This is a genomic window from Bacillus cereus group sp. MYBK14-1 (assembly GCF_051916885.1).
GTDB classification, from domain to species: Bacteria; Bacillota; Bacilli; order Bacillales; family Bacillaceae_G; genus Bacillus_A; species Bacillus_A cereus.
This window is the reverse complement of record NZ_JBQAHM010000012.1, coordinates 93,665-110,998: the sequence shown is the minus strand read 5'-3', so window position 1 is coordinate 110,998 and position 17,334 is coordinate 93,665. Positions and strand designations below refer to the sequence as shown.

The following is a 17,334-nucleotide window of genomic DNA, read 5'->3' as shown; positions in this document are numbered from 1 at the left end:
TTTGCGCTCACCGCGCAAAGCTTTTTTTCATATATTATAGACCAGCTTGCTCTTTTAAAGCTGCTGCTTTGTCTGTACGTTCCCATGATAGATCTACATCAGTACGTCCGAAGTGGCCGTAAGCTGCTGTTTGTTTGTAAATTGGGCGACGTAAGTCTAGCATTTTAATAATACCAGCTGGGCGAAGATCGAAGTTGTTACGAACTAGCTCTACTAGTACGTCTTCAGATACTTTACCAGTGCCGAATGTATCAACTGAAATTGATACTGGTTGTGCTACACCGATTGCGTATGCAAGTTGTACTTCTGCTTTTTCAGCAAGACCAGCTGCTACGATGTTTTTCGCAACATAACGAGCTGCATATGCTGCAGAACGGTCAACTTTCGTTGCATCTTTACCAGAGAATGCACCGCCACCGTGGCGAGCGTATCCACCGTAAGTATCAACGATGATTTTACGTCCTGTTAAACCAGCATCACCTTGTGGTCCACCAATTACGAAGCGGCCAGTTGGATTAATGAAGAATTTTGTTTCTCCATCCATTAATTCTGCTGGTACTACAGCTTTAATTACGTGCTCTTTTAAGTCGCGATCGATTTCTTCCCATGTAACATCTGGGTGATGTTGTGTAGAAATTACGATAGTATCAACACGTACTGGTTTACCATTTTCATCATACTCAACTGTAACTTGCGTTTTTCCATCCGGACGTAAGTATGATAATGTATCATCTTTACGTACTTCAGTTAAACGGCGAGCTAATTTGTGAGCAAGCGAGATTGGAAGTGGCATTAACTCTTGTGTTTCATTACATGCGAAACCAAACATTAAACCTTGGTCTCCTGCACCAATTGCCTCAATCTCAGCGTCAGTCATTTGACCTTCGCGTGCTTCTAGCGCTTGGTCAACACCCATAGCGATGTCAGCAGATTGCTCATCGATAGATGTTAAAACTGCACAAGTTTCTGCATCGAATCCGTATTTTGCGCGTGTGTAACCAATGCCTTGAATTGTTTCACGAACGATTTTTGGAATATCTACGTAAGTAGAAGTCGTAATTTCCCCCGCTACCAATACTAAACCAGTTGTTACAGTTGTTTCACAAGCTACACGTGCATTTGCGTCTTTTGATAAGATCGCATCTAAAATTGAATCAGAAATTTGGTCACAAATTTTATCTGGATGTCCTTCAGTTACAGACTCAGATGTGAACAGATGACGTTTTTTTGTCATGTGGTAAACCTCCCTACAGTAATTGTATATATTGTACGGAACTCATCCTTAATTTGCCACAAACTGCGACATACATTTATTCTCCCACACAAGCATACAGAAAAACCTTTCCTACTTTACATAGAGGAAAGGTTTAATTTGCTACTTGCATACTGCTTTTTGCCCTTCGCTCTTATCGTTCGAGACCTGTAGCCTCGCACAGGTTTTAGCACCTATTCACCTGTATTTACCACTACAAGTGAGGTTGCTGGGCTTCATCGGGCCTGTCCCTCCGCCAGCTCGGGATAAGAGAGTATCCGTCCCAACCTATACTAAAGAAATGATATTCATTTGTCAATTAATATTCACATTTTCCTGAAAGTTTTTCTCAATACGCCTGAAATGAAATATTAATAGGGAAATAATGCATTCACACAAACAAAAAGAAATAAATAGTATACATTATTTATATAATTGTGTTATACTATTGTTGGGGATTACGAGAAATATTTCATTAAATGAAAAGGATGGTATATAAATATGAGTACTGTGAATGTCCAAATTGGTTTACACGAATTATTGAACGGAAGCAATGCACAGATTCAACTAAGTGTTCCGCAATTAGTGGAAAAAGTATTAATGCGAAATGAAGGGAAATTAACTTCGACTGGTGCCGTTTCTGCTTCAACTGGAAAATATACAGGACGTTCTCCTAAAGATAAATTTATTGTGAAAGAAGCATCGGTTGCTGACAAAATTGCTTGGGGAGCTGTGAACCAACCGATTTCTGAAGAACATTTTAATAAATTATATACTAAAGTTTTAGAATACTTAAAAGAAAAAGAAGAGTTATTCGTCTTCAAAGGATTTGCAGGCGCTGACCGCAATTACCGCCTACCAATTCAAGTTATTAACGAATATGCATGGCACAATTTATTTGTACATCAATTATTCATTCGTCCAACTGAAGAAGAATTAACAACTCATGAATCAGAGTTCACAATTGTTTCTGCACCGAATTTCAAAGCTGATCCAGCTGTTGACGGTACAAACTCTGAAGCATTCATTATGGTTTCATTCGAAAAACGTATCGTACTAATTGGTGGTACAGAATACGCTGGAGAAATGAAAAAATCAATCTTCTCTATTATGAACTTCTTATTACCTGAACAAGATATTCTTTCTATGCATTGCTCTGCAAACGTAGGTGAAGAAGGCGACGTAGCACTATTCTTCGGTTTATCTGGAACAGGTAAAACAACATTATCTGCTGATCCAAACCGTAAACTAATCGGTGATGATGAGCACGGTTGGTCTGATAACGGTGTATTCAATATTGAAGGCGGTTGCTACGCGAAATGTGTAAACCTTTCTCACGAGAAAGAACCACAAATTTTCGATGCAATCACATTTGGATCTGTTTTAGAAAACGTTATCATTAATGACCAAACACGTATCGCCGACTACAACGATACTACTTTAACAGAAAATACTCGTGCTGCATACCCTATGCATGCGATCGACAATATCGTACTGCCAAGTGTTGCTGGACACCCAAATACAATTATTTTCTTAACTGCTGATGCATCTGGCGTATTGCCTCCAATCAGTAAGTTATCAAAAGAGCAAGCTATGTATCATTTCTTAAGTGGTTACACTAGTAAACTAGCAGGAACAGAGCGCGGCGTTACATCTCCGCAAGCAACATTCTCAACTTGCTTCGGTTCACCATTCTTACCACTTGATGCATCTCGCTATGCTGAAATGCTTGGTGAAAAAATCGAGAAACACGATGCGAAAGTATTCTTAGTAAACACTGGCTGGACTGGTGGCGAATACGGCGTTGGTAAACGTATGAACTTAGGTTACACTCGTGCAATGATTCAAGCAGCATTAAACGGTGAACTTGCGAAAACTGAAACAGCTAAACATGACATCTTCGGTCTTGAAGTTCCACTTCACGTACCAGGTGTACCTGACGAAGTGTTAATGCCTGAACAAACTTGGGCTGATAAAGCTGCTTACAAAGCAAAAGCAATCGAACTTGCAAATGAATTCAAAGCTAACTTCAAAAAGTTCGACAGCGTATCTGAAGACATTATTAACTTAGGCGGTCCAATCGCTTAAATTAAAACTTTCTGTTGGAATAACCCTTTACTCATATGAATAAGTGTCGTGTAACCGTAAAGTTTCGCGTACTCACCGACAAAACCCAATGCGGCTTAACGGTTACACACACTTACATAAAAAAGAAGCTTCCGTGAAAACGTAAGCTTCTTTCTATATCTTATATAAAGTGAAACGCTAATCTCTTCATCTGTGACCTAGATTATAAAATTACAGCTTCGAATATATACATTATATCCCTACTCACTACATCTCTCGGGTTTCACATCGTATGGGGCTAAAAAAGGCCCTGACCGCTTCTATTCGTGACTGGATCATCTATTCCATCTAAAAAGAAGTCTTTTATCTTTTTAGCTCTTTGTTAGTTCTTTCTCATCTTTCATGCTATAGTAACCTAAATTCACAACGATTAAGAAATACCCACCCATAATCCCTACTGCAAACGCCCACATAACCATGTGGTGCTCAATTTCGTACATAATAATAGCACCCAAAATGGCAGCTGCAAAACGGTTAAACATACCGAGTGTCGGTGCTTTCGTCTTCTTTACAATACTATCTCCAAGCTTCTCAATTCTTCTGCCTAAAAGCCAAACGCAATACATACTTACAATAAGCCCAATTCCAGCGCCTAAAAAGTGTGCTGAAAACGGTGTTAACATCCAACCTAGTAACAAAATACCTAGTATATAATACGATTGGATTTTAAATGATCTTAGTGACATACTAATCATGCTGTACCTCTCTTCATTCGTTCTTATCTATCCAACAAAAAATTTCTTTCAAATTCATATTCCTTACATTCATTTCATTCAAATTAAAAACAACATAAACAGTATGTTTATGTTGTTTAAATGTTTTTAGAAAATAATATTATACAAGATTTCAAACATCATATTCTCATATTTTGTGACGGTTTTTCAAACTTTTTCCGTCCATTTATGAAAAAAATGATATCAATCTATGAACATACGGATATGATGTAATAAGCACACAAATAAAGGGGGCGTCTAATGATTTATTTTTTAATGGCTCTCATTCACCTCATTATCCCTGCACTTATTGGACTTTCATTGTATTGGTACACGAAAAATCATAGCATTTTTTACGCTGTCCTCGGTGTTCTTCTTCCAGGTATTATTCTTATTACACTCTTCCGTATTCCATTTTTAAACTTAATTCCACTTATTACTGCTATCTTGTTTCTCATCTTCTTACCAAAAATAAAAAAATAGGAAAGCAGATCATAGGTGATCTGTTTTCCTATTTTGATATAGGTTCCTCTGCAATAGAATGAACTTTTACTTTCTCCGATTTCACAAACCATAGACCGACAAAAATGATAATTCCACCGATGATTTGTTGAAACGATACATATTCATTTGCCCAGACAGCTGCAAATAGAACCGCTACAAGCGGCGTTATATACATATATACCATCGTATGTGACGCCCCAATTTTTTGAACACCAACATACCACATTACTAGACCAAATACTGTTACAAAGAAAATAGAATATAGTAAAGCAAATAGTGTCATTCCGTGAGTAATGTGAAATGGCATGACAAACACATGTGGACCACTTAACAATAATAGCGGAATCGCACCCACTAATGCAGACCATGCAATAACACGTAATGCTGAATATTTTTTAATTAATGGTCCTGCTAAAACAGGATAAAGCCCCCAGCATATTGATGTAATAAGTCCAATTCCATTGCCATAAAAAGAACTAGTAAGTGAATGTCCTGCTACTAAAACTAAGGCTGCACCAACAAAGGCAGTCATAGAACCGATTAACTTTCGAGAAGAAAACTTTTCTTGTTTCAAGAAAATCGCAAATGCAGTTGTAAAAATAGGTGAAATAGAAATGAGTAAAGAGGCATTTGTAGCGGATGTATATTTGACAGTTTCCATAAATAACGTTTGATACAGTACAATACCTACAACGCTAACGATAATTAATCTAGGTATATCCGTTCGCTCCATATAAACCGACTTTTCAATACAAAAGGTAAGGAGTAACAGAAGCGGTGCCGCCGCCATCATACGAAGTGCAGTAAACTCAATTGCTGTAAATTCTAAAAGTCCATACTTCGCAATTGTATAGTTAATCCCCCAAATAATAACAACACTTAAAATTAATAACTCAATTCCCCATCTTCTCATGCGTATCCCCTCCGCAAAGAAGATTATACAGAAAATTCAATCACATGTACATTTCATTATGTGAAAAAATCTTTTTATTATATGAAACGTTTTGGTAAATGAAATTATATGGGCGATTTTTTCAATATATCGACTTATCGACAATAATAGCGACTTATAAAATAAAAAAAGTGAGTCCAAAATACATTTTGGACTCACCTTTACTATACTCGAACGTGTAATTTCATATTTGGATTATAAAACTGGCTTGGGCTCTTCAACTGAAAAGTTCCTCCACCTTCATGCCAATCAACCGTTAACTTATCGTCCATAAATACAAGCTTTGTACGATCAGCGATAAAATTCATTGTGCTTGATTCAATATCCACATCGCGCTCATCTTTCTCTGCTACAGCTACTAAATCGATGATTCCGCTCATAACACAACCGCAACCTTCATTATCATAAAATAACTTTATATATTTCGCTTCACTTGGAATCGTATCCATAATCTTTTTATATGCTGCTTCTGTTACAGTAACGTACATATGTTAATCTTCATCCTCTCTTCTCTTATCATTCATATATTGTATCACCATTTTTCTTAAAAGTTATATACAGAAAATTAAGACTAATATACAATGTATGTGATAAAGTTTCAGCAATCGAGCTTTTATGAGTAGTTCATGCAGGAGAAAGGATGTTTACTATCTGTGTTCAAACTACAACGATATCCCATGTTATTAGGTGTATTTAGTAGTTTCTTCATTTCTAGCGGAATGCTATTACAGCATGTACTTCCCTATTCTCCTTCTATTAGCTGGATTCTAGGTTTTATTTGTTTCCTATCCGCTTCTTATTTTGCTACGAAGAATACAAACAACTCATAAAGCAAGAATCATCTTAAGGAGGATTATCAAACATGCCAGCCTTAAAAAAAATAGAGCAATCACTCGATCACTTATTCCAAATTGAAAAATACGGAAAAGATAGTGCCTTTAGTCGATTTATCCCAGCCGTATATGATCCTATCAAATTTCCTTGGCAACAATTTTTCGAAGCAAATTTTGTAGATTTATTTAACGGCCTTATGATGCACGGATCTGAAAATGTAAACAAAGTATTTTTAGCTGTATTCCCTACAGATGACGTTCTTGAAACATTCATTTCACAATCCACACCCGGTGATTTACTCTTTATGCACCATCCCCTTGTAATGGAGTGCGGTGATCCGCTTGGAAGATCAGGCCGCGGTTTCATACCAATTCCTGAAAAATATTTGCAAGGAATAAAAGAAAAACAACTTTCTATATATACATGTCACGTACCAATGGATTTTCATCAAACACATGGAACGAGTATTTCAATTGCAAAAGCATTAAACGCTACTGTAGTGGACGACTTTGCATATGGAGGTCCAGAACAAGAACCAGTTGGCCTTATTTGTGAAATAGATGAAACATCAACAGAAGCACTCCAAAAACATCTAAAACAACTCTTCCAGATTCCTTACACAGACTTCGAAGGTAAACGACATGATTCCATCAAAAAAATCGCAATTATCGCTGGATGTGGCGATGTCGTATCTTTAATGAAGGAAGCAGAAGAAAAAGGTGCTGAAGCATATATTACAGGAGAAATCCATTGCCATATCGATAATGATTACGGCAGACATAAATACTCGCTCATTATGGATTATGTAAAAGAAACGAATATGTCTCTGATTGGTGTGTCACACTCTGCCTCTGAATATTTAGTGAAAGAGACATTGATGTATGATTGGTTTAAAGAGAATTTTGATGTGGATGTTATTTTACTTCCTCAGGAAAAATGGTGGCTCTAACACTACTTAATTCTCCTCCCGCTATCTTTTGAAATCTAGACACAAAAGACGATCTGCCACACAAAATTATAGAATTCATAATATATATATATTAGTTCTATTTTAAAAACTAGATTTTGAAAATATAGAAAGGAGAACATATATGTACCCACGTAATTTTTTTAGTTGCGATGGCAGACGCAACAGCGGTTCTAACGGAAATACTGGACCCACGGGGAACACCGGACCCACGGGGAACACCGGACCCACGGGGAACACCGGACCCACGGGGAACACCGGACCCACGGGGAACACCGGACCCACGGGGAACACCGGACCTACGGGTAATGCTGGACCTTCCGGAGCTGGTTTCCAAAGTACTACCACCTTTAGTCTAGCAGCGGCTCCCAACTATAAAAAAGGACAAGTTGTCACTTATACGGGCAGTGGCTATGTTGTAAAAAAAGATGCACCTCAAGGGTTTCCTAATATATCTCCAGATTATATCGTATTAGTAGAAAGTGGACCTACCGGTAGTACCGGGCCTACCGGCATCACTGGGACTACGGGGAACACCGGGCCTACCGGCATCACTGGGCCTACGGGGAACACTGGATCTACTGGCATCACTGGGACTACGGGGAACACTGGACCTACGGGGAACACTGGACCTACGGGCATTACTGGACCTACGGGATCTGCCGATAGTGCTTCAGCAAAAAGTATTGTTTTTCAAGGAACAAATGCTGGTTTTCAACGTATAGCGGGTTCTCCTGGAATTGACTCCAATGTTATTCCATATGTCACTGCTGGAGCCGGTAGTATTGTCGGCTTTTCTGCGTCTATAAATATAAATAATTTACCTGCTGCTATTTATACGATTAATATTTGCAGAAATGTCCCAACAAACCTCACAACCCCTTCTTCTAGCTACATCCTATCTACTATTACCTTAACTACTACTGACAAAATTACCGGAACTATGGTATTTTCCATTAAACCAACGGATAGCGGAGCAGGACAAATTCAAGTATTTAATCCTACTCCGGCAGTAGGTCCCGCTACTGTAACTTGGACTAGTATTACAACTGGAAACCCAGTTGCAAGAGGAGATGCTATATCCCTTTATATTACCCCTGGAATTACTGCAAGTGCTGTATATTCTATTTTTCTAATTACCGATATATAGCAATTCATTTCATAAAAAAAGACCCGAGATTCGGGTCAACAAATAGAAATATAAATGAACTACAACAAATAACAGACAAAGCCATTATATATTTTTCATAGTAAAACATCCATTATTTTCTTTTTACACTATCAATATATTATTTTTCGTTATCGTCCTCTTTTTTAGAACGTCTACCTAAGAAGAACACAAAAACATCACTTCCAAATAAGTGATGTTTTTTGTAGTTAATGCAGTGGTAACATAACTTCAACCGTCGTTCCAACCCCAACTTCACTTTCAAAACTCATTTTACCGTTGTGGTCTTTAATAATTTTTTCTGTAACTACTAAACCTAGACCAGTTCCTGTTTCTTTCGTTGTATAAAAGGCTTCATTTAACTTTGGAATTTTATCTTTCGGAATGCCGCATCCCTCATCTTTCACTTGAACGATGATTCCATCTTTTACAGTAACTTTAATCGTAATTGTTCCGCCAACTGACATTGCTTCAATTGCATTTTTGATTAAATTAAAAAAGACCTGTTTTAATCGTTTTTCATCACATGTAATTGATGGTAAGTCTTTACTGTAAATACCTTGTATGTAAACTCCTTGTTTTAAAGCTGGCTTTTCCATAACTCGAATAACATAAGAAATAATTTCTTGTATGTTATGAGTTTCTGATTCTAGTGATTTAGATTTCTCAAATCCACTAAGTTCTGTAGCAATTATATGAATCCGATCTACTTCTTGTTTCATAATATCACTATAAATTTTATCCTCTGGATGCTTGTCTGCTTGTTTATTCACAAGTTTTTTTAAGTTTGCTAAAGGTCTTCTAATCTTATAACCAATAACCGTTGCCATCTTTCCAACAGCTGCTAGTTTTTCTGTCTGTTTTATTTCTTTGTCCATCATCTCAAGCGTACGAACGTAAGACTGAACCCTTAAAAATATAATCCAACATATGATAGTAAATACGCTATATAATGCCATTGGGATTAAAACGAGAGAAGATTGAATAATGATTCCTGTAAGAGCATACTTTCCGATAAGTATCGCTGGAACTAACCAGAAATATCTTTTATTCACAAAGATTGGTGCAAACAAAATAAAAAATCCTTCTACTATATTTCCACCGTCAAATTCTGCATCGCTACCATAATAAATCATAATGTTATGGATACAATCTAATACATTATAGCCAATTAGAATAATATACTTTACCGCAAAAGCATTCTTCCATTTCATAAAGTATATTCCAATGCAAAACAATACCACCATCAAAAAGTAAAGCCATAAACCTAAACCATCTTCAAACTCTCCTACACCTTCTTGCTCTCCACCGATTAACGGTACGATAAATTCATAGGCAAGATCATATACGAAAAATATAATAAAAAATAAACTTAAAAATGCTTTCAGCGCCTTTATTTCTTCATTTTTAAATATATAGCCTTTATTCATATGGTAACTCCTAGCTTTTCTTCCACTTGGATTTCAGTATTTCCACACTTCCTTGGGAGAATGATGTCTATTCTCGTTCCAGTATCTTTTTCACTTGAAATATGCAACTCACCAAGGTGCTCGGCGACAATTCGATTCGCTACCGTCAGTCCCAGACCAATTTTATCTTGTTTCGTTGTATAAAAGGCCTCTGTAACACGGGGTAAGTTTTCTTGCTTAATACCATGACCATTATCGATCACACTGATCATTACATATTCTTTCCCTTTATTTTCTAATTGTAAATGTAATATACCACCTTGTCCCATTGCCTCTAAAGCATTTTTTATCGTATATAAAAAGACTCCTCTTATTTTTCGTTCATCACATTCAACTTCTATTGTTTTTTCTTCCACATTAGAAATAAACTGAATGTTTAATTCATCTATTTTTTCACGAAGACTTGTTATTACTTGTAATACAATTTTTCCTACATCATGTTTCTTATAAATAGAAGGTTTGCATGTAGCAACTTCCATTAACTCACTTATCATATTATTCATATTTTCTATTTCAAAAATCATACGTTTATAAATAGGATCCTCTTCATGCTTCTCTCGTTGTAATTGCGTAAATCCTTTTAATGAAGCAAGTGGATTTTTAATTTCATGTCCAACCGTCGCTGCCATTTTTCCGATTACTGCTAATTTCTGTGATTCACTAGCAATCGCAATACTTTCCTTTACAGCTGAAAGATATTGTAAAAATCGGTTTAAAATGATATATGCAGCTATTAACATAAGTGTATACATAATAAGGAACATAAATGCTTTTACTTCCTCTAATACAAATAAATAAATTAAATATTTTCCTACAATAGAGGAAAGTAAAAACACATAGAATTTTTTATTTAAAAATATAGGTACAAAGAAAATGAGAATAATTTCTATTATATTTGTCGCATCAAACGCCGCCTTATTATAAAAAACATACGAAAATATATTAGCGAGTTCTATCCCTATGTATGCAAATATCCATGCATATTTAACAAGGTTTGCCTTCTCTTTTTTCATTAAATATATATTCACGCACAGTATTGCTACTCCGCAAATAACTTGCCATATTATGTTGTATCCCTTATCCATTATTGATTTATCTTCTAATACGATTGCATAGAAAATTTGATATACAATAACAATGACATATAACACCCATAAAAGGATTTTTGCATTTCTTTCTTCTTCTTTATATGATAGAAAACTTTCTTTCACTTCAACACCCCTTCAAAATAATATCTCGAAGAATACCATTTATTATAATAAATGATTTTCATAGACAAACAAAGATAAATCGAACATTTGAGGAAAATCATGCCAACTATGCAATATCTTCATGCTATATACAAGCATAAAAAACATAAACAATAATACGTATATTATGGGAGGTGTTTTTTATGGATGGCAAAAAAAATAAAAAGACCGAACAACTCCAATCTTTTACGCACGAAAATGAAGGAAAGGAGATGACAACAAATACAGGTGTTAAAATTTCAAGCAATGAAAACTCTTTAACTGCCAGTGATCGTTTCAGAACGATTAGGTAGTGCAGGGACAGTGGGAAGTAAATGATACTTTCTTAACAGGCTCACCACTCCTTTATGATGGATTACTTCTTATCGGCGGAGAGATGGATGATCATTTTCTTAACAAAGCAAGTTCATTTGTCGTAGAATCATATAATCACTTTAAGCCGATTGGCTCCTTCCAAAACGGCTCTTCTATTATTCAATCTTTAAATATCGAAGGAAAGCCTGGTGTTCTAATAGAACAAGACCCTACGAGGCTAGCAAATGAATTTATTAAAGCTATGACAAAACAACGCTTTTGGGATAGAGCATATTCATAAAATAGGGGGACATTTATGTTTGTTACTGTCGAGAAAGATGTGCATATTTTTGTGCAAGACGTTAATCCTGGTCCAGGTAGTAAGACTGTTTTCTTCGTTCACGGATGGCCTTTAAATCATCAAATGTACCAATATCAACTCAATGTTTTACCTGAGCATGGCTTTCGCTGTATCGCCATGGATATACGAGGGAATGGACAATCTGATAAGCCATGGACTGGTTACACGTATGATCGATTAGCCGATGATATCGCAATTGTTCTGGAAGCACTTCAAGTAGAGAACGCTACATTAGTCGGTTTCTCAGTTGGTGGTGCTCTTTCTATTCGCTATATGTCTCGCTATAATGGGCGCCGCATTTCTAAGCTCGCATTAATTGACGCTGTCTCCCCCTCTTTCGTTAAAAATCAAGAGTCCCCTTACGGTGTACCGAAAGAACAAGCAGATGCTCTCATTAATCAAATGTATGCTAATTTACCAAAATTTTTAAATGATGTATCTTTATCCTTTTTTAATAGAAACTTAGGGGCTGCAACCCTTGAATGGTTTTCTTATCTCGGTATGCAGTCCGCTTCTTATGCCCTTATAAAAATTTTACAAGCAGCTGCAAATGAAGATGTAACGAAAGATTTAAATAAAATTAACGTCCCAACAAAAATCTTCCACGGCGTTCACGACCAACTAATTCCTTACAAAAGTGCTGAGCTTACGCAACAACGAATTAAAAATTCTCAGTTACATGCTCTTACAAATAGTGGTCATGGTTCACCAATCGATCAAGCGGATGAATTAAATAAAGAACTGATAAAATTTTTACATGCATAACAACTGCAATACAAGAACGAAAGTTAATATAATCGATTTTTCACAAAACATAAAATTCACATATTTCTCACAAATACACAAATAAAACGATTACATTTTCATATATACTAAATGTACAGGTAATACTCCCTAAACCCAGCTTGTCTGGTTACCCCGTTAAATACTATGAAAAAAGAACTTGTATCGTTATACAAGTTCTTTTTGTTTCTTTTATTTAAAGAGGATATCTTTACTATATTGATTTCCGACGAGTAAATCATATTGGAGCATTTTATATTGCTCTAACATTTCTTTTTGTTTCTTTGTTAAATCATTGATTACTTCTCCATTTTTATCAACTTTTAATTCATCTCTAAGTACTGGTATTTCCTTGTAAAGTTCCGATAAAAATTGATAAAATAAGGATTTATTTAATCCTGCATAATCAAAAATAAGATTAGAAAAATGAATTGGGCTTACTAAACCTAAATTATCATTTGGCATATCAAAGTTTGCATACATTAATAGCGGCGTTTGCGCCATCGCTAAACGTTCATTCGATGTTTTTTCATTCGTTATATACTCATTTTCTTTATAAAAAGATTTATTTGTTCCTAATGATGGAAGATGATCTCCAAAGAATACTAATAATGTAGGTCTATCAAAATTATCTAGTTGCTCTATTAAATATTGAAGAGCCTCATCTGAACGTCTTAATCCTTCTGTATACGTCTCTAATTCTCCCTTTGATTCTTCATTTTCTAGACCGCTAATTTCGATTAGGTTTTCACCAAATCGGCCCTCTGTAAATGGAAAATGATTTTGCATCGTAACTGCATGAATAAATGTAGGTTGTTTTTGTTTCTCTAACTCAGCAATTATCTCTTTACTCATCGCTAAATCACTAATATAATCTCCATCAATATCCACATTTTCCATCGTGTCCTCTGCATTAAACTTATCAAACCCTAACACCTTATATACATCATCACGTTTAAAGAATGTGCGACCAAATGAATGAATTGCACTTGTATAATAACCTTCTTTTTTCAACGCTGTAGGGATTGATGGAATTTCTTTCTTATTTGTAATAACCTGCTGATATGGTATAGAACCTGGCTTTAACAAACTCATTGAATAACTTGTTAATGCCTCAAATTCAACGTTCGCCGTATTCCCCCCAAATGTAGGAGAAATAGTTTGTCCACCAGGAAAGTTTTCTATATAATGATGTAAATTTGGCACAGGATCTTCACTAAAAGAAAGGTTGGTTACTTTCGTCGGATCCCAAAACGATTCACTCATTACAAAAATAATATTCGGTTTCTCTTTTTTCTTTTGGCTCCCTATATTTCCACTATATTGTTTGTTTATATCGTTTGCTATTTGAAGCATATTTTCTTTAGAATAATTTTTTGGTTTTTCCATAACTGTTGTATCTAAATTGCTAATAAACCCAAGTACAAAACCATTTGAAGCATAGTTCTCATTTTGATTCCACAAAACAAAATCTACACCTGATTTTTGAAATACTTTATTCATAAATGTATTCGCAAAATTACCATACGCATATAGAACAAAAATAGACCCTACTACTAATAAGGCTCTTATTCCTAGATGAATCTTTACATTTTGAATATACCTTCTCATATATATCCCTGCTACAATACAAGCTACGATACTTAAGATAATGACAAAAATATAACTCCAACTAAAATAGTCCATCACCATCGGTATAACAGATTGCATATGCGTAATTTGTGTAAAATCAGAAGGATATAACGGATCACCTCTGAAAATAAGCTTCAAATAATTCACAATACATAAAATGACTAACGTACAGCTCGTTAAAACTATACTTAGAAAAACCTTACCTATTAAATTATATACAAGAATATATATTGCATAAATTACTACAAAACTTAATATAAACTGCATATTATAAAAGTAAATCCAATTCATTGCCTCTATGAAACTCATATTAACTTGCATGACAATATAAAATAACACTACTGTATGAGCCAACAAAAATAATATAAAATGCACTCGTAGGAATGCTCTAAGTATAGGCATCTCTTTTTTATTGAAATGCGTAATATAAAACGTTATGCCCCATATGAAAATCATCATAACACTTAAAACAAGCTTTTGATTTAAATGATCTTTCATCATGTCTAAATTGAAAACCTTTAAAATCATAAACAGCATAGTTATTACTAATAAAGTCACCATACTACTTATAATGCTAGAAATTAATATATTTCTTTTTGGAAGATGAAAAAGTGTAGAACCATACTTCAATTCATTCCCTCGTTTCTATGTCTTAATTTCCCCCGCATCGAAAGAACTATTTCTATTAAAATAACATATATTACATATTTCGTCTGCATACTTGTTTCTATCATAAATGTATTGTCTTAATATTCCCTTAATCAACAGTTAAATTGTGGCATACAAATTACTCATTCTTGAAAAACTTAATTTCAGCATTCCACTTTATGATATAATAACTATGTTTTGGAAATCCTTAATACTATTAAAGATTTCACATAAAAATACGAAAGAATTAATAAAAAAGGAGTTGCTCATTTTTGCTTACTAAGTTTAAGAGTTTGCCTAAAGCGGTATATGTAATTTTGGCGCTTTCTTTCCTGTTGCACGTTTTTTGTTTAGTAAAACAGCCAGGATTAGATGGAGAGTTAGTCAAAGTAACATATGGTGCAAATGATGCCTTTAACTATTCGTTAACAGCTGAACAACTATTAAAACATGGTGTATTTGGTTATGTGTATTTAGAACCTAGTGAAGTTCCAGGAAAAAATGCATATATTACACCAGGTCAGCCATTACTATTAGCTGGCGCTATGATTATTTCTGATATTACATCAATTCCTTACTATTACGTAGCAACTGTTATTAACATGATCATGAACCTTTGCACAGTGCTATTAGTATTCTTAATAGGAAAAGAATTGTTCGAAAAAAACATTTATGGAATTGTTGCAAGTATTTTATATGCTATTTATCCAAGTAACTATACATACTTCCGTACATTGCTAACAGAAGTTCCATCCATATTCTTATTGGCGTTATGTGTATATGTATTTGTTCTCGCATGGAAATACAATAAAGTGAAATTCCATATATGGTTTGGAATTGTCGTTTCAATTTTACTTATGTTCCGTCCAAATCCAGCTCCAATGATGCTCATTCCTGTTCTTGTTGTGTTATTTACATATGGATTTAAAGACTCCATTCGAATCGGATTGTTATGGTTTATCGGACCTTTCTTTATTATTGGCGCATGGGTTGTTCGTAACTACTTAGCACTCAACCAATTTATTTTATTCTCAACCCAAGGTGCAGATCCACTAATTGCCGGTGCAGATCCATTTAATAAAATTGGATATGAAAATATAGTAAATGAAATGAGAGCTAAAGGCTTAGATGACAAAGGTGCATACGCAAAAGAATTAATCAAGAACGGATTTAAGACGGACTTCACTTATTGGTTCTCTTGGTTCACTGTCGGTAAAACAATTGAATTATTCAAAACAGCTCCTGCTGTAGACCAATACCGTATTCACAACTTTATGCAACTATGTCATAGAGTGTTTATCATCGGTACATTCTTGAGCAGCTTCTGCTTCATGCTAAATTCATTTAAACATAAACGCGTTATGATGCTAGTAGCAAGTTCTATTATTTACATTATCTTCTCAAACTTATTCTTAGCAATTAATCGCTATGGATTTTTCATTAATCCTCTTATGTGCTTAATTCTTGCATACGGATTAATTCACATTGTGCAGAAACTTCCATTCTTTCGCACTAACCAAGCATAATAAGAAAGAGGTCGTCCACCGTTGGACGACCTCTTTCTTATTCCCTACACTTTACACACGGCCAATTTGTCCATTCTGTAATTACACTTTAATTCCGTATGTATGTGTTTCTGTATTTGTCAAAATATCTTTCACAACACTACTCACTGTTTTATGTATAAATGCAAGTTTTTTACAACTATTACTATAACGAAAAGAACCCGCCACAAGACAGGTTCTTTTCGTTATTTTATGATAAAAGAGAAGATGATTAGCATGTGTATTATATAAAAGGAAGCAGCCATATTTTCCATACGATACATACGAGTACTGTAACTACAAAATCAAAAAAAATCTAATCTCGGGCCTTTTTTCATATTCATATGTAGCCACATATGAAACCATTTTATTTTTGTATATTTATGGATGTTTTTCTTTGCAAATTGGTAAATAAGCATTTGCATGATAAAAAATCCGGCCACAAAAATAAATAATAAGATGAGAAATCCAATCACAAAATTCCTCCTATTTTTGTAGCGTTTTTTCTACTATCCGATTTTTCAAAACCCACTCTTCAAACTGGGCACTTCCAAATTCCCAGCTAAGATCGCGAGCATGTACAGAAAAAACGTAATGACCAGCATATTCGTCCATAAATCTCCCTAACTCTACATCGTCTTTCTGAATACCGTATACTCCAAAATTAAAATACACATCCCATACGTCTTCATTCTTTCTCTTATAAGCAATCGATTCCATATCACATTCTGTCCCGAAATAATCAAGATGTAAATGTACGCTATCATCGTATTCGTACTCCATTTTATCACCCCTTATATTTGTACTTCTTTACCACCAAAAAAATTCCTGCTATC

At 34.9% G+C, this 17,334-nt stretch carries 14 protein-coding genes, 3 pseudogenes and 1 riboswitch; of the genes and pseudogenes, 7 read left to right on the top strand and 10 right to left on the bottom strand.

Features of this window, described 5'->3' with window-relative positions; all coding sequences use genetic code 11:
• Nucleotides 1-34: 34 nt before the first annotated feature.
• The gene (gene metK / locus ACTFR3_RS24370) at nucleotides 35-1,234 is read right to left on the bottom strand and encodes a methionine adenosyltransferase (protein ID WP_000163123.1); all 1,200 of its coding nucleotides are present in this window, start codon (nucleotides 1,232-1,234) and stop codon (nucleotides 35-37) included.
• 169 nt (nucleotides 1,235-1,403) lie between these two features.
• Nucleotides 1,404-1,525: riboswitch (SAM riboswitch) on the bottom strand.
• A 228-nt stretch (nucleotides 1,526-1,753) separates the two neighbouring features.
• Here metK and pckA point away from each other — a divergent pair.
• Nucleotides 1,754-3,340 (top strand): phosphoenolpyruvate carboxykinase (ATP), encoded by a 1,587-nt coding sequence (gene pckA, locus ACTFR3_RS24365; protein ID WP_000108802.1) that lies wholly within the window; start codon nucleotides 1,754-1,756, stop codon nucleotides 3,338-3,340.
• Between the two features lie 350 nt (nucleotides 3,341-3,690).
• Here pckA and ACTFR3_RS24360 read toward each other — a convergent pair whose 3' ends face one another.
• Nucleotides 3,691-4,074 (bottom strand): ATP synthase subunit I, encoded by a 384-nt coding sequence (locus ACTFR3_RS24360; protein WP_000624926.1) that lies wholly within the window; start codon nucleotides 4,072-4,074, stop codon nucleotides 3,691-3,693.
• Nucleotides 4,075-4,353: 279 nt separating this feature from the next.
• Between ACTFR3_RS24360 and ACTFR3_RS24355 the strand changes: the two genes are divergently transcribed.
• Nucleotides 4,354-4,575 carry a hypothetical protein gene (locus ACTFR3_RS24355; protein WP_000639042.1) on the top strand — a complete coding sequence of 74 codons (222 nt, stop codon included), beginning with the start codon at nucleotides 4,354-4,356 and terminating at the stop codon, nucleotides 4,573-4,575.
• A gap of 28 nt (nucleotides 4,576-4,603) precedes the next feature.
• On the opposite strand, the gene ACTFR3_RS24350 is transcribed toward ACTFR3_RS24355, so the two are convergent.
• Nucleotides 4,604-5,509: a DMT family transporter gene (locus tag ACTFR3_RS24350; protein ID WP_078385775.1), complete on the bottom strand. Its 906-nt coding sequence runs from the start codon at nucleotides 5,507-5,509 to the stop codon at nucleotides 4,604-4,606.
• A 203-nt stretch (nucleotides 5,510-5,712) separates the two neighbouring features.
• On the bottom strand, nucleotides 5,713-6,036 hold the full coding sequence (locus ACTFR3_RS24345; protein ID WP_000289570.1) for an iron-sulfur cluster biosynthesis family protein: 324 nt from the start codon (nucleotides 6,034-6,036) through the stop codon (nucleotides 5,713-5,715).
• Between the two features lie 374 nt (nucleotides 6,037-6,410).
• On the opposite strand from ACTFR3_RS24345, the gene ACTFR3_RS24340 reads away from it, so the two are divergent.
• Nucleotides 6,411-7,331, top strand: a complete 921-nt coding sequence (locus ACTFR3_RS24340) for a Nif3-like dinuclear metal center hexameric protein (RefSeq protein ID WP_001111122.1) — start codon at nucleotides 6,411-6,413, stop codon at nucleotides 7,329-7,331.
• A 142-nt stretch (nucleotides 7,332-7,473) separates the two neighbouring features.
• Nucleotides 7,474-8,499, top strand: coding sequence for a collagen-like triple helix repeat-containing protein (locus tag ACTFR3_RS24335; protein WP_440044870.1), 1,026 nt, complete (start codon nucleotides 7,474-7,476; stop codon nucleotides 8,497-8,499).
• A gap of 227 nt (nucleotides 8,500-8,726) precedes the next feature.
• On the opposite strand, the gene ACTFR3_RS24330 is transcribed toward ACTFR3_RS24335, so the two are convergent.
• Together ACTFR3_RS24330 and ACTFR3_RS24325 are read right to left on the bottom strand one after the other, a co-directional pair.
• On the bottom strand, nucleotides 8,727-9,947 hold the full coding sequence (locus ACTFR3_RS24330) for an ATP-binding protein (RefSeq protein ID WP_001032629.1): 1,221 nt from the start codon (nucleotides 9,945-9,947) through the stop codon (nucleotides 8,727-8,729).
• On the bottom strand, nucleotides 9,944-11,197 hold the full coding sequence (locus ACTFR3_RS24325) for an ATP-binding protein (protein WP_000664890.1): 1,254 nt from the start codon (nucleotides 11,195-11,197) through the stop codon (nucleotides 9,944-9,946). Before ACTFR3_RS24325 ends, ACTFR3_RS24330 begins: the two co-directional genes overlap by 4 nt.
• A gap of 303 nt (nucleotides 11,198-11,500) precedes the next feature.
• On the opposite strand from ACTFR3_RS24325, the pseudogene ACTFR3_RS24320 reads away from it, so the two are divergent.
• Both ACTFR3_RS24320 and ACTFR3_RS24315 read left to right on the top strand, forming a co-directional pair.
• Nucleotides 11,501-11,831, top strand: a pseudogene (locus ACTFR3_RS24320) (catalase); the annotation flags it as partial.
• Nucleotides 11,832-11,846: 15 nt separating this feature from the next.
• Nucleotides 11,847-12,656: an alpha/beta fold hydrolase gene (locus ACTFR3_RS24315; RefSeq protein WP_000498278.1), complete on the top strand. Its 810-nt coding sequence runs from the start codon at nucleotides 11,847-11,849 to the stop codon at nucleotides 12,654-12,656.
• A 210-nt stretch (nucleotides 12,657-12,866) separates the two neighbouring features.
• Here the strand turns inward: ACTFR3_RS24315 and ACTFR3_RS24310 are convergent, their stop codons facing one another.
• The gene (locus ACTFR3_RS24310; RefSeq protein WP_211477847.1) at nucleotides 12,867-14,936 is read right to left on the bottom strand and encodes an LTA synthase family protein; all 2,070 of its coding nucleotides are present in this window, start codon (nucleotides 14,934-14,936) and stop codon (nucleotides 12,867-12,869) included.
• A gap of 290 nt (nucleotides 14,937-15,226) precedes the next feature.
• Here ACTFR3_RS24310 and ACTFR3_RS24305 point away from each other — a divergent pair, with 290 nt between their 5' ends.
• Nucleotides 15,227-16,480 (top strand): glycosyltransferase family 39 protein, encoded by a 1,254-nt coding sequence (locus ACTFR3_RS24305; protein WP_000956221.1) that lies wholly within the window; start codon nucleotides 15,227-15,229, stop codon nucleotides 16,478-16,480.
• 81 nt (nucleotides 16,481-16,561) lie between these two features.
• Here ACTFR3_RS24305 and ACTFR3_RS24300 read toward each other — a convergent pair.
• From ACTFR3_RS24300 to ACTFR3_RS24290, 3 genes and pseudogenes are all read right to left on the bottom strand, one after another.
• Nucleotides 16,562-16,633: pseudogene (locus tag ACTFR3_RS24300) on the bottom strand (DUF2196 domain-containing protein); the annotation flags it as partial.
• A gap of 109 nt (nucleotides 16,634-16,742) precedes the next feature.
• A pseudogene (locus tag ACTFR3_RS24295) lies at nucleotides 16,743-16,974 on the bottom strand (hypothetical protein).
• A 10-nt stretch (nucleotides 16,975-16,984) separates the two neighbouring features.
• Nucleotides 16,985-17,281, bottom strand: coding sequence for a DUF3986 family protein (locus tag ACTFR3_RS24290; protein ID WP_000455579.1), 297 nt, complete (start codon nucleotides 17,279-17,281; stop codon nucleotides 16,985-16,987).
• Nucleotides 17,282-17,334 lie beyond the last annotated feature (53 nt).